Source organism: Pseudomonas sp. KK4, from assembly GCF_001984065.1.
Classification (GTDB): domain Bacteria; phylum Pseudomonadota; class Gammaproteobacteria; order Pseudomonadales; family Pseudomonadaceae; genus Aquipseudomonas.
Map to the genome: position 1 here is coordinate 1 of NZ_LYVP01000027.1, position 13,503 is coordinate 13,503.

Sequence of the window (13,503 nt, forward strand, 5' to 3'; positions counted from 1 at the left end):
GGGTGGGGGGGCTCGAGTTTCGTTCAGGTGATCGGACTGTGCTTATTTGCAAAAAGTATGTTCAACATCAAGCAGTCTGCAAAGTAGAAGTGATCGGCGCTGAATCAATCTTGCCTGCCTTAAGCGGAAACCTGCCCAGCTAGAGGATAAGGTTTAGTAGCTGACCCGATTGCGTCCGGTTGCGCGTTCTTTTCGTTGACAAGGCGCCGGAATCCCAACGTAGCAAGCCTTGATGGGGCTACGACAGCCGGGTGGTTGCCTCCAGCGAATGGGCTGCAGGCACCAATCTCCTGTTGAGAAGGCTCATACATGGATGCTCAAGCACCTGGGCTACAGATTGATGGTCGGGAATGGTTGATGTTACTTTGATGGCTCAAGGATAAAGCACCCGATTGTTTTGCAAATGATTTTTTTGTCTCTCGTCGGCGCATGAGTTATTAATTCCGGATACTCCCTGTAGAATGGCTGGCACAATATCTCACCGTATTCGGCAGTGCGTCCTGTTCTAATCTGACCTTGCATTTCTTCCAAAAAAGGTCTTTCTTTGCCAGCTGTTCCAATGGTGGAGGCTGAGAAAGCAGTGCCCGATTGGGGCGGCTGCACATTGAGGAGGCACGTTGGGGCGGGGTCGATAAACATGGATGGGGATTGAGCTGAATCTTTGCATCCGCTTTAAGCAAAATCGCGCTGATTACGATGCCAAACGACTGGATACATAACTGAGCCTCACTTGCTGGCCCATCTGCCAGAAGGGGGGGATTAAGGAATAGAGCATGGAACTGATTCCCGTAATTTTGTCTGGTGGAGTGGGTAGCCGGTTATGGCCGGTATCTCGAGAGGCCCATCCGAAGCCGTTCATGGAGCTGCCAGATGGCCAGAATCTGATCCAGAAAACCTTCCTTCGCGCAGCGCGCCTGGAAGGTGTCGTAGAGATTCTTACGGTGACCAATCGCGAGCTCCTGTTCAAGACTGAAGACGAATACAGTGCAGTCAACAAGGCCAAGCTTGCTCAAGGTTTTATTCTAGAGCCTTTCGGTCGCAATACTGCGGCCGCCGTCGCCGCCGCAGCGCTTCAGTTGGAAGCCACCCATGGCCCTGACGCCCAAATGCTGGTGTTAGCTGCCGATCATCTGATTAAAGATGAAGAAGCTTTTGCCGCCGCGGTCGCTAACGCCATGGCGCTGGCCGCCGAAGGTTGGCTGGTCACGTTCGGCATTCAGCCAACCTACGCAGAAACCGGTTTTGGGTACATTGAGGCGCAAAAAGCCGCACCATTGAAAGGTGGGCTCAAAGTGGCCCGTTTCGTCGAAAAGCCGGATCTTGATACCGCTCAGGCCTATGTCAGTGCCGGTAATTATTACTGGAACTCCGGTATGTTCTGCTTCCGCGTGGGCACAGTTCTCGACGAACTGCGCGAACATGCTCCGGACGTCGTAGCCGCCGTGAGCAAGACCATCGAGCAATCACGGCAGACATCATCTTCCAAGTATCGTTGCCTCACGCTCAATGCCGATGCATTTGGCGAGGTACCCGATATTTCCATCGACTATGCGTTGATGGAGCGTTCGAGCAAAGTTGCCACCATTCCTTGTGATATTGGATGGAGCGATATTGGCTCTTGGAATGCAGTCAGTGAATTGACTGATCCTGACGAGAACGGCAACCGATTTGAAGGCGAAGTGCTTTCTCATGGATCTCGTAACAACTATGTAAACAGCGAAGGTCGTCTGACGGCTTTGGTGGGTGTTGAAGATCTGTTGGTGATCGATACGCCCGACGCGGTGATGATTGCTCACAAAGATCATGCTCAAGACGTCAAACACATTGTCAACCAGTTAAAAGCATGTAGCCATACAGTCCATCTGCTGCATCGTACCGTGCATCGCCCATGGGGCACTTACACCACGCTTGAGAACGGCGAGCGATTCAAAATCAAGCGCATTGTGGTGAAACCAAAGGCCTCCTTGTCCCTGCAGATGCACCATCATCGTAGTGAGCATTGGATTGTCGTCAGTGGAACGGCAGTTGTCATCAACGACAAGCAGGAGCTGATGCTTCACACCAACGAGTCAACTTTCATACGTGCTGGTCATCAGCACCGCCTGATGAACCCAGGGGTCATAGATCTGGTGCTCATCGAGGTGCAAAGTGGCGACTACCTGGGCGAGGACGACATCGTGCGTTTTGAAGATAATTACGGTCGAACAGACGCGTAACAGCTTCTTGGTCATCGCGAGACAGTTAGGTGAATATCACTGAGCTGGCTTTTCTGTATTTTGCTCAAGCTTGATTAATTTCCATCCTTAAGCGTCGTCGGAGGTGTCTTTCGGCTTCGACGGCGCACATACCTCAGCAAGAGAGCGGTATGCACACCCCTATCAAAACCCAGTGTTTCAAAGCTTATGACATTCGTGGCCAGGTACCTTCGGATCTGAACGAAGATGTTGCGTACAGGATAGGTCGGGCGATGGTTGTTGAGTTGCAGGCCAGGAACATTGTGCTCGGGCGGGATATGAGACTCGAAAGCCCCATGCTGGCGGAGTCGATGGCTCGCGGACTGCGTGAGGCCGGTGCGAATGTCATCGATATTGGGTTATGTGGCACTGAAGAAGTCTATTTCGCAACAAGTGATCTGAAAGCGGATGGTGGTGTGATGATCACCGCGAGTCACAATCCCAAGGGCTACAACGGGATGAAGCTTGTCAAGGCGGAGTCCCGGCCTATCAGTGGCGATACCGGGCTCAATGCCATTCGCGATCGCGTGGAAAGTGGTGATCTGGGGGCTCTGGCACCCACTGTCGGTGAGGTTCGATTTGAACAGGATAAGACCAGGTACATCGCTCATCTGCTCACCTACGTCAATGTTGCTGATTTGAAACCCCTGAAAATTCTTGCGGACCCGGGCAATGGCGCGGCCGGTCCTGTGTTACAAGCATTGATTCCGATGCTGCCATTTGAATGGGTAGTGATCAATGCCGAACCAGACGGAAACTTTCCAAAGGGAGTGCCCAATCCGCTTCTTCCAGAAAACCGCAATCTTACTCGGCAAGCGCTGCTGGAAAATGACTGTGACCTCGGGTTGGCTTGGGATGGTGATTTCGATCGTTGCTTCTTTTTTGATCAGCATGGGCGCTTTATCGAGGGGTATTATTTGGTGGGGCTGCTGGCCGAAATGTTGCTCCTGCAGAACCCAGGCTCCCGAATCATCCATGACCCTCGCTTGACCTGGAACACCATAGATCAGGTTCGATTGGCGGGTGGGGTTTCAGTACAATGCAAAACAGGACACGCCTTCATAAAAGAACGCATGCGTCTGGAAGATGCAATCTACGGTGGCGAGATGAGTGCTCATCATTATTTCCGCGATTTCGCCTATTGCGACAGCGGCATGATTCCCTGGTTACTGGTAACTGCACTGATGTCTGTCTCTGGGAAACAGCTATCGCAACTGGTTGATGAGCGCATTGCCGCCTACCCATGCAGTGGCGAGATCAACTATCGGGTGAGCGACGTAGCTGCAGCGCTGGATGGAGTCTTGGAGCATTTTCTACCGCATGCGCCTCAGGTTGATAAAACAGATGGGATCGGGCTGGACTTTCCTGACTGGCGGTTCAATCTCCGGGGCTCCAACACTGAGCCTTTGTTGCGGTTGAATGTGGAGAGCAGAAGAGATCCAACGCTGGTCGCGTTGAAAGTCAAAGAAATTGAGGGACTGCTGAACAGTAAATTTATGGAATGAAAAAAACGGGTTTCACCTCCAGATGGAGAGTGAGGGGCAGCAACAAGTTGACTCTCTTATAGAGACTTACTGTTCGATTGATTAATTTAAATTGGTGAAAAAATGAGCGACAAGAAAGTAGCGTTGATTACGGGTATTACGGGTCAGGATGGTGCGTACCTTGCTGAGTTTCTGCTTAAAAAAGGTTACTCGGTGCACGGCATCAAGCGTCGCGCTTCCCTGTTCAATACTCATCGTATTGACCATCTCTACCATGACCCGCACAACCAAGGCTATGATCTGAAGCTGCATTATGGCGACCTCACCGATTCGAGCAGCCTGATCCGCATCGTGCAGGAAGTACAACCAGACGAGGTCTACAACCTCGGCGCGCAGAGCCACGTTGCCGTTTCCTTCGAATCACCAGAATATACGGCCGACACTGATGCGATGGGTACCTTGCGCATCCTTGAAGCAATCCGCATCGCTGGTCTTGAGAAAAAGACCAAGTTCTATCAGGCTTCCACATCCGAACTGTACGGCTTGGTTCAGGAAATTCCTCAGAAAGAATCCACGCCTTTCTATCCGCGCTCGCCTTATGCTGTTGCCAAGATGTACGCCTACTGGATCACCGTGAACTATCGCGAGTCCTATGGCATGTATGCCTGCAACGGCATTCTCTTTAACCACGAATCGCCGATCCGCGGTGAAACCTTCGTTACCCGCAAGATCACCCGCGCCTTGGCACGAATTAATGTTGGTCTGCAAGATTGCCTGTACCTCGGGAACATGGATGCCCTGCGTGACTGGGGCCATGCCCGTGATTACGTCGAAATGCAATGGCTCATGCTGCAACAGGACACACCAGAAGATTTCGTGATTGCCACCGGCGAACAGCATTCCGTTCGAGAATTTGTAGAAGTTGCAGCAAATGAAGCCGGTATCAAGATTCGTTGGGAAGGTACGGGTGTAGACGAAAAAGGCTACGACGTCGAAACCAACAAATGTATCGTCGCTGTCGACCCTCGTTACTTCCGTCCGGCCGAAGTTGAAACGTTGTTGGGTGACCCAAGCAAAGCCAAAGCAAAATTGGGCTGGGAGCCAACTACTTCTTTTACCGAACTGGTAGAAGAAATGATGCGTGAAGACATGAGTGAAGCCAAACGCGACAAACTGGTCGCTGAGCACGGCTTTAAATACTTCAAAGGCCAAGAGTAAGGGGGCGCGGATGATTCCGGTATATCAGCCCTTCTTGGGCGGCCGCGAAAAGGAATACGTAAACCAGTGTCTTGATTCGACCTGGATTTCCTCTCGTGGTGAGTTTATTTCCCGTTTTGAGAGCGAGTTCGCCAACTATATTGGGGCAGAACACGCTACCACTGTGAGCAACGGCACCGTCGCACTACACCTGGCAATGGCGGCATTGGGTCTAGGGCCTGGTGACGAAGTGATTGTTCCGACGCTGACCTACGTCGCGTCGGTCAACACCATCATGCAGACTGGTGCGAGCGTCGTTTACGCAGAATCCCTAGCCGATACCTGGAACGTCAGCGTTTCGGATATTCGTAGCCGTATCACGCCGAAAACCAAGGCAATCATGGTCGTGCATTTATACGGCTTGAGTTGCGATATGGATGAGGTCGTCGCACTTTGCAAAGAGCACAACCTACTACTGATTGAAGACTGTGCGGAGGCTTTTGGCTCCCTGTACAAAGATCAGCATGTTGGAACTTTTGGTGATGTCGCTACCTTCAGTTTCTTTGGCAACAAAACCATTACTACCGGTGAGGGTGGGATGGTAGTTTGCAAGAACAAGGAAATTCACGATCGAGCCTGCCACCTGAAAAGCCAAGGCGTGTCCAAGACCCGTGAGTACTGGCATGACGAGTTGGCGTACAACTACCGAATGACCAACATCTGTGCCGCCATTGGCCTCGCTCAATTGGAACGTGCTGACGAGATCATCGCACTCAAGCGGCAGGTCGCAGACTGGTACCGTGAAGCACTCGAAGGGCTTCCATTGCAGATGCACGCAGAGCAGCCAGGAACCCGTCACTCCTATTGGATGTGCTCGGTGGTGCTGGATGACGCGAGCCAGCGTCAGGCATTGCGTGATCATTTGAAGAGCAAGGGCGTCGAAACACGTCCGCTATTTGCTCCAGCTAACACCATGCCACATTGCAAGACGGATGAAACCTTTCCGGTCGCGCAGGACCTTAGCTCTCGAGGGATGAACCTTCCGAGCTATCCGACGCTGACTCGTGAACAGGTACAGCAAGTAGTAGACGAAATTCGATCTTACTTTGCCAGCTGATGTTGCTTTGGAATTGAGGTTGGAGACAGCCTCAATTCTCATAAAATTCAAAGAGGACAATTAATGTCCAGGCTTTCGAATTTAATTATTCAGGGGAAGTAATGTTTTCGTATTTTTCTCGCGTTTGGGCTGCCCGATATTTTTGGGTGCATCTGGCTTTAGCCGATTTGCGCTCCCGCTGGCGCAGATCGTTCATGGGGGTGACCTGGTCAATTATTCAGCCCCTGGGTATGACGTTACTCCTGACACTGGTATTCAGCCGACTGTTCAATACCGATGTCTTGACCTACGCTCCCTATGTTCTCTCCGGAATTATTGTATGGGAGTTCATTTCCGCTAATACAATCGGCGGCTCACTGTCTTTCGTTCAAGCAGATGCCTACATTAAGCAATGTAATCATCCCTTGGCTATTTATACCCTGCGAACTGTGCTTGGTAGTTCGATTGTGCTCATGCTCGCCAGCGTTTCCCTCTTTGTGTGGGTTGCGATCATGATGCCGCAGAATTTCGGATGGAGTTGGCTAGCGACTTTGACAATATTTCCTGTCGTCGCATTGATAGCATGGCCTGTGTCCACACTTCTGTCCTATATCAGTACTCGCTTTCGTGATGTGCCCCATGCACTTGGACTTGTAATGCAATCATTATGGTTCGTATCCCCCGTCTACTTTGAAGCGAAAATGTTTCAAAACGGTGGGCTCCACGCCTTGGTCGACTACAACCCGATTTACCACATTCTTCAGTTGTTCAGGGCACCGCTGCTGCAGGGCGAATGGCCGACGCTTGCCAATTACACGTTTAGTTTGGGCACCGCTTTGTTCTTTGGGCTGATCACGATGTACGTGGGCTACAAAGCCGAGCGGAAGGTGATTTTTTACCTATGAGAACGAACAAAATCAATCAGATCAATGTCAAGAACGTCAATCTTCATTATGCATCTGCGGCTTATAAAGAGCGTTCACTGAAGTCATTGATGGCAAATATGTTCTCGAAAAAGCAAGCTACCCAGCATGTAGCCGATATTCACGCGCTCAAGAACATAAACGTTCGAATCGTAAGCGGGGAGAGGGTCGGGTTACTGGGGCACAATGGCGCAGGGAAAAGTACGTTCCTGAAGACTGTGGCCGGTTTGTACCCCATCTCCAGTGGCGAACTGGTAGTAGAGGGGCAGGTTCGTTCTTTGTTTGACTTGAGCCTGGGTTTCGAACCAGATGCGACGGGGCGTGAGAATATTCTTTATCGCGGCTTGTTATTGGGCCTGTCCCCAAAGTTCATGCGAGAAAAAATTGATGAAATAGTAGCCTTCGCCGATCTTGGCGAGTTCATCGATTACCCGATAAAAACCTACTCGGCCGGGATGCAAGTACGCCTGGCGTTTGCAATTTCAACCACTGTCGGCGGAGATATTTTGCTGCTGGACGAAGTGATCGGTGCGGGTGATGCAAATTTCATGGCGAAGGCCAAAGTACGCATTACCAGCCTGATTGAGAAAGCTGAAATTCTCGTGTTGGCATCTCATGACTTTGGAGCTTTGCAATCCATTTGTACTCGTGGATTGGTGTTCCACCATGGTGAACTGTTGTATGACGGTGACATATCTAGCGCTATAGCTGAATACAAAAAGATAAATGGACTAGCTGATGCGAACTAAACCGTTTCGTGTGATGTGGCTGCTGAACCATGGTGCGGCTCGTAAGTTTGAACTTGAGATGCTCAGGTCTTTAGGTGTTGAAGAGTTTTTTCTACCTAAGTCATTTCCACAGGAAATCGGTTTTCGTTCGGCGAGCATCGATTATTCGGAGGATGCGAACCTTACTATCCCTATTGAAGATCTAGAGGTTCTGAATCAGCAGAACTGGTACGTGGCGCCATCTAAAGAAGCCTGGGATATAGCCAATAAATATTTTGATGTCTGTTTTTTTATCTGTCATTCGAAAGGTTTCATGAGTGAGGTCTCACGGTCATTCACCGGCGCCGCCATTTGGCGTGCATATGGTCTCGATAAATCACTAAGTTACTCAGAGGTCGTGAAGGTCTTAACGTTAGGTACGCAGTCGGTAAAGAAACTCGGACGGCGTCTTTGGTTAGGTATCGCTTATGATCACCTCGCCGATTCAGAGCCCATGTACCTGCAAAAGAGAAAAGCTTTTTTGCCTCTCGGCCTCAATAACTGTGCGATCAACGACATTTGGGACGGTAAACAGAAGCATATTTTTTTCGTATGTCCGGATATTGGTTTTAGTAGCTATTATAAAAAAGTATACGAAGACTTTATATCGGACATGCAAGGCTTGCCCTATAAAATTGGCGGTTCGCAGCCAATAGTGGTGGATGATCCAAATGTGTTGGGGTTTGTCACACACGAAGAACATGAACGCAATATGAGAGAGTCGCGAGTAATGTTTTATCATTCGAGCGAACCCAATCATATTCATTATCATCCGTTCGAAGCCATTCGCGTCGGCATGCCATTGATTTTCATGGGTGGCGGCATTCTGGATCGCATGGGGGGAGCGACCCTTCCAGGCCGATGTGAGTCTGTCAAAGAGGCGAGAGAGAAAATTCGTCGCATTTTGAATGGTGATTCGAAGTTTATCGAGCAGGTTCGTAAAAGCCAGACAGTTTTGCTTGAGCCGATGCGAGCAGAAAACTGTGAAGCCGCGTGGATACGTAGCTTTAAGGAAATCTTGCAAGAACTGGAAGTCAGTCGCTTGGAACAACGACAGCGACCAGTCAAGCGCAAAAAAATAGCGGTTGTAGTCCCTGTCGAATATCGAGGGGGAAGCCTTCGTGGGGCTCATTTGCTAGCGGAAGCTTTGCATGTAGGTAGCAGGCAGTGGGGGGAGGATGTCGACGTTGTTCTCCTGCATTTGAAGTCTACTGATGATGAAGCGGGAGATCTGCTCCATCAGGATGAGAGAATTCAACTGCGTAGTTTTCATTGGAAAACCCTCGATGCGCAAACCGCACGCAGGGCCATGCGATATGCAGGCCACGACGGTTGGGAACCCGACTCTGTAAGATATGTTGTTCCGGATGATGGAATTAAACAGCTTTTGGACTGCGATGCGTGGATCGTAGTTTCTGATCGCGTACAGGCCCCTCTGGTGCCTCTACGACCCTGCATATTCATGGTGTATGACTACTTGCAGCGCTATGAGAAGGTACTTTCGAAAAGCGGGGACGAACAATTTATTAGCGCTGTGCGTAGGGCGCAGAAACTTCTTGTAACGACGGAGTTTACGAAGCAGGATGCCATTCAGTACGCAGGTGTTGAACTAAATCGAATCGCAAAAGTGCCGATGCTTGCTCCTGACTTTTCAAAAAATGGACCTGGGATTTTGTCGAAACCGGAGCATCCATATTTCTTGTGGACAACTAATGCCGGTGCGCATAAGAATCATGTGAATGCTCTGAAGGCGCTTAAATTTTACTATGAAACTCTAGGAGGCCAATTCTCCTGTCATGTCACCGGTGTGAATACTGACAATATGCTAGAAAGCACTGAGGCTCACCTTAAGTCTCTTTCAGTATTAGTCAATGCGAGCGACGCTTTAAGAGAAAAAGTTAAGTGGCTTGGCGAACTCCCTGAATTTGAATATCGTTGCACCTTAGCCAACGCAACGTTTCTTTGGCATGCAGGCAAAATCGACAACGGGTCATTTAGCGTAGTTGAAGCCGCCAGTTTAGGTGTGCCGTCATTAAGTAGTGATTATCCCGCTATGCGTGAAATGGATGCTCAGTTTTCGTTGCAACTGTCGTGGATGAATGCCTCCGACTATAAAGAGATGGCGCACCAGTTAAAAGATATGGAGTTGACTTACTTGTCCAAGAAGGCCCTGCTTCCATCGCCTGAGGTTTTGGCAGAACAAGGCGTTGAGAAGTTGGCGGCACAATATTGGGGAGTCATACGCGAGTGTCTATAAGTAAATATGGTATTTACCTGGCCTACGCGCCAGGATTGGATTTGCGCCATGAAGGATTGGGTAGATACCTCGCTGCCTTTCTGAAAGGCGCAAGTGATCGTCATGACGTAGGTTTTGTGCTTGTGTGCCCAAGTTGGTCGAAAGAAGGTCTTGAAGATCTATTTCGCAGCGAAGGTGTCTCACAAGAGCGCTTTGAAGTTTTTTCCCCCTCGAAAAAACCGATGGTTTTACGCATTTATGAAGCCTACATAGCTCGAAAAAAACGTAAGCGGAAGCCTGGTCTTTTAAAAAGAATTTCCAAGGGCGTGTCGGTGATCAAAAAAGCAGCCATTGATCACGTTGAGCAGCAATTAGTGACAACTAACTCCTATTTTGGATTGATGTTGTTGATTATAGAAGGTGTCTTCCTTGCTGGGCTTGCTCTTTTAATTAGCCCAATCATTATCTTGGCTTTGGTGGTTATTTTTTTTGTAAAATTCAAGTTTGTGTTTAAGCGATTTGCACGACCTTTTCGGCGCTACTTATCTCGCGCACAAGTAGCTGTTGGGCAGCCAAAGGACGATGCTTTTATTTTTCGACTTTATAAGCGAATGGAGCGAATTGAGTCGGAACGTATGCTTGACTTGATTCATTCCCTACCTGATGTAAAAGCTTGGTACAGTCCTACAGCGTTTTGGCCGGCTTTCAATAAAATAGATCGTCCACGTCTGATGTGTGTTCCCGATGTGGTGCTATCGGACTTCCCAGTTGGTTTCTCAAGTGTGGGAGGTGAGCGTTTTTTACAAACTTATGAGGATGTTCGTCGATCGATTCAGAATGGACAGCATTACGTTACATACAGCAATGCGATCAAGTGGGACACATTGGTTGAGCAATATTCGATACGCGCCTCTAATGTATCGGTTATCCACCATGCTCCAAACATGCTGAACCAGTGGGTCACAACTAGAGGGTTTGCGGACCTGGAGGCTACGTCGCTCCATTACTCACAAACGCTTCTAGGTAGTGCGATGCGTAAATCTTCCAACAAAAACTATACAGTAGGTTTTTCGAATAGCTCGTTCAAATTTTTATTCTATGCTAGCCAGTTCAGGCCGAACAAAAACCTCTTGGTTCTATTGCGCGCTTATGAATTTCTCCTCAGGAAAAAGTATATTAGTCACAAACTGGTATTGACTGGTGATCCCGATCGTTTTCCGTCGGTTCAAAAGTTTATTGAAGACCATAATTTAGAAAACGATGTTCTATGTTTGCATGGTTTGACAGTTCAAGAACTTGCAGCATGTTACAAATTGGCGGATTTGGCGGTAAATCCTAGCTTGAGCGAAGGTGGTTGCCCATTTACCTTCACCGAGGCGCTATCTGTTGATACCCCCGTGGTTATGGCACGAATTCCAGTTACCGAGGAAATTCTCCATCACCCACAACTTCAAGACACTACTTTCTTTGACCCATATGATTGGGAGGATATGGTACGCCGCATCGAATGGGCTCTTTCGCATAGAGACGCGCTACTAGAAGTACAGAAAAAAATCTATCAGGGATTGGTTCAGCGTACTTGGACGGATGTTGTGAACGAACATATTTCAGTACTTGAAACCATTTCCGCAGGTGGTAGTAGCAATGCTGCAGAGGCATATCTATGAGTTCTATAAAAGGAATGCTTATCTTGGGGTTTGGAGGTCATGCTCGCAGTGTGGCTGACGTAGCACTCGCTTCGGGTATAAAGCAACTTTACTTTCTCGACAACAACGCTAAACCTCATGAATCATTTGCATCTTTTCCAGTTAAATCGACTATGGATTTTGAACTGCCTATGGATTGGGTTGTATTTCCGGCTGCCGGAGACAACAAGAAACGGTCGGAACAGTGTGATTGGGCTATCGAACAGGGCTTGCGTTTGGGCACTCTCATCTCGCCTACCGCAACATTAGGGATCGGCGCCCAAGTTGGTGAAGGAAGTTTTATTGCGCATCACGCACATCTGGGACCGATGGCTTTAGTAGAGCGCGGTTGTATTATTAATACCGGAGCCGTTGTCGAACATGAGTGTTTTGTTGGCCAATTCAGTCATGTTTCCATCGGTGCTTTGGTTGCGGGTCGTAGTCGTATTGGCGCTCGCTGTTTTTTGGGGGCCGGTTCAACAGTAATTGACGGCCTTCGGTTAGCGGAAGAAGTCACGCTAGGCGCAGGTGCATGTGCACATCGTAATCTCGACTTGTCCGGGACGTACGTGGGAGTTCCCGCGAGATTTTTAGGTAGCAAAGATTGAAAATTCTACATTTTTTTAAGACGTACTACCCAGATACTATGGGTGGAGTGGAACAGGTTATCTTTCAGCTAAGTGAGGGAGGCATCCGTCACGGTATTGAGTCTGAGGTTTTGTATCTCAGTCCCCGTGGCGCAATGCGCGATGAAAAACTATCGGACCATTTTACGCATCGTTCTTATGAGAATTTTCAGTTTGCTTCCACCGGATTTTCGATTGGAGCGTTCAGGGATTTTGCCCAGTTGGCCGCGAAAGCCGACATTATTCACTACCATTTTCCTTGGCCCTTTATGGATTTAGTGCATTTTCTAACGCGGGTTAAAAAGCCAACGGTAGTTACGTACCACTCGGATATTGTCAAGCAGAAGTGGTTGTTAAAACTGTATAATCCTTTACTTCATGCTTTTCTGAGAGATGTAGACATCATTGTTGCTTCTTCTCCTAATTATGTCGCAAGCAGCGGCGTATTAGGAGCATATGTCGATAAAGTTAAAGTAATTCCAATCGGAATAGATCGCAGCACATACCCTGAAGTGAGCGAGACATTGCTGGCGCAATGGAGGGGAACTATAGGTTCTCGGTTTTTTCTTTTCGTAGGCGCGCTTCGTTATTATAAGGGATTAGAATTTCTTCTAGAGGCCGCTCAGCAGACAAAGTTGCCAATTGTGATCATGGGTAAAGGCCCGATGGAAATGTCTCTGAAACAAAGAGCGAAGGACGAAAACCTAGAGAATGTGTATTTTGTCGGGGCATTATCCGATAGTGATAAATCAGCACTCATGAGTCTATGTTTTGCATTAGTTTTTCCATCACATTTGAGATCCGAGGCGTTTGGTATATCTCTATTAGAAGGTGCGATGTATGGAAAGCCGCTCATTTCATGTGAAATTGGCACAGGTACGACGTATATAAATATAGATGATGAAACCGGCTATGTAGTAGCGCCTGGCGATAGTGCGTCTCTATCCCACGCAATGCAGAAGTTATGGGACAACCCGGAGAGAGCGAGTGAAATGGGAGCAGCCTCTTTACGTCGATACAATGAAAAATTTACAGGTCAAGATATGGTTAAATCTTATGCTGAAATTTATAAGTCGTTATTGGACTAGTTTAAGCCTGCTAAAAAATAGCGTGGCGACACAGAATATGTAAAACTATTATCGAATATGCTTCGAACTTTTTTTGCCTCAGAGGGGAAGGATGTTTGAATATTTAGATGCTGCCCATTAAATCAAGATTGGGAGGGGGCATAATTTGTAAAATGACTGATCTAATA

At 48.4% G+C, this 13,503-nt stretch carries 10 protein-coding genes; all 10 read left to right on the forward strand.

What is annotated here, in order from left to right; all coding sequences use genetic code 11:
* Positions 1-773 precede the first annotated feature (773 nt).
* On the forward strand, positions 774-2,216 hold the full coding sequence (locus B0W55_RS11955; protein ID WP_077046205.1) for a mannose-1-phosphate guanylyltransferase/mannose-6-phosphate isomerase: 1,443 nt from the start codon (positions 774-776) through the stop codon (positions 2,214-2,216).
* A gap of 149 nt (positions 2,217-2,365) precedes the next feature.
* The gene (locus B0W55_RS11960) at positions 2,366-3,739 is read left to right on the forward strand and encodes a phosphomannomutase (RefSeq protein WP_077046206.1); all 1,374 of its coding nucleotides are present in this window, start codon (positions 2,366-2,368) and stop codon (positions 3,737-3,739) included.
* A 102-nt stretch (positions 3,740-3,841) separates the two neighbouring features.
* Positions 3,842-4,936, forward strand: a complete 1,095-nt coding sequence (gene gmd / locus B0W55_RS11965; protein WP_077046207.1) for a GDP-mannose 4,6-dehydratase — start codon at positions 3,842-3,844, stop codon at positions 4,934-4,936.
* A 10-nt stretch (positions 4,937-4,946) separates the two neighbouring features.
* Complete coding sequence (locus tag B0W55_RS11970; RefSeq protein ID WP_077046208.1) at positions 4,947-6,032, forward strand: DegT/DnrJ/EryC1/StrS aminotransferase family protein; 1,086 nt, start codon at positions 4,947-4,949, stop codon at positions 6,030-6,032.
* A 101-nt stretch (positions 6,033-6,133) separates the two neighbouring features.
* Complete coding sequence (locus B0W55_RS11975; protein WP_077046209.1) at positions 6,134-6,916, forward strand: ABC transporter permease; 783 nt, start codon at positions 6,134-6,136, stop codon at positions 6,914-6,916.
* A complete protein-coding gene (locus B0W55_RS11980) occupies positions 6,913-7,683 on the forward strand; it encodes an ABC transporter ATP-binding protein (protein WP_077046210.1) in 771 nt (256 codons plus the stop codon). Before B0W55_RS11975 ends, B0W55_RS11980 begins: the two co-directional genes overlap by 4 nt.
* Positions 7,673-9,958: a glycosytransferase gene (locus tag B0W55_RS11985; protein ID WP_077046211.1), complete on the forward strand. Its 2,286-nt coding sequence runs from the start codon at positions 7,673-7,675 to the stop codon at positions 9,956-9,958. The genes B0W55_RS11980 and B0W55_RS11985 overlap by 11 nt, the downstream gene beginning before the upstream one ends.
* Positions 9,949-11,604 (forward strand): glycosyltransferase, encoded by a 1,656-nt coding sequence (locus B0W55_RS11990; protein ID WP_256576276.1) that lies wholly within the window; start codon positions 9,949-9,951, stop codon positions 11,602-11,604. The genes B0W55_RS11985 and B0W55_RS11990 overlap by 10 nt, the downstream gene beginning before the upstream one ends.
* Positions 11,601-12,230, forward strand: a complete 630-nt coding sequence (locus tag B0W55_RS11995) for an acetyltransferase (protein WP_077046213.1) — start codon at positions 11,601-11,603, stop codon at positions 12,228-12,230. The genes B0W55_RS11990 and B0W55_RS11995 overlap by 4 nt, the downstream gene beginning before the upstream one ends.
* Positions 12,227-13,336: a glycosyltransferase family 4 protein gene (locus B0W55_RS12000; RefSeq protein ID WP_083743179.1), complete on the forward strand. Its 1,110-nt coding sequence runs from the start codon at positions 12,227-12,229 to the stop codon at positions 13,334-13,336. The genes B0W55_RS11995 and B0W55_RS12000 overlap by 4 nt, the downstream gene beginning before the upstream one ends.
* Positions 13,337-13,503: the final 167 nt, after the last annotated feature.

Bases quoted from the DNA above. Each gene is read 5' to 3' on its own strand.
- B0W55_RS11985 (WP_077046211.1), top strand. From the start codon at position 7,673: ATGCGAACTAAACCGTTTCGTGTGATGTGGCTGCTGAACCATGGTGCG.
- B0W55_RS11955 (WP_077046205.1), top strand. From the start codon at position 774: ATGGAACTGATTCCCGTAATTTTGTCTGGTGGAGTGGGTAGCCGGTTA.
- B0W55_RS11970 (WP_077046208.1), top strand. From the start codon at position 4,947: ATGATTCCGGTATATCAGCCCTTCTTGGGCGGCCGCGAAAAGGAATAC.
- gmd (WP_077046207.1), top strand. From the start codon at position 3,842: ATGAGCGACAAGAAAGTAGCGTTGATTACGGGTATTACGGGTCAGGAT.
- B0W55_RS11995 (WP_077046213.1), top strand. From the start codon at position 11,601: ATGAGTTCTATAAAAGGAATGCTTATCTTGGGGTTTGGAGGTCATGCT.
- B0W55_RS11980 (WP_077046210.1), top strand. From the start codon at position 6,913: ATGAGAACGAACAAAATCAATCAGATCAATGTCAAGAACGTCAATCTT.
- B0W55_RS11960 (WP_077046206.1), top strand. From the start codon at position 2,366: ATGCACACCCCTATCAAAACCCAGTGTTTCAAAGCTTATGACATTCGT.
- B0W55_RS11975 (WP_077046209.1), top strand. From the start codon at position 6,134: ATGTTTTCGTATTTTTCTCGCGTTTGGGCTGCCCGATATTTTTGGGTG.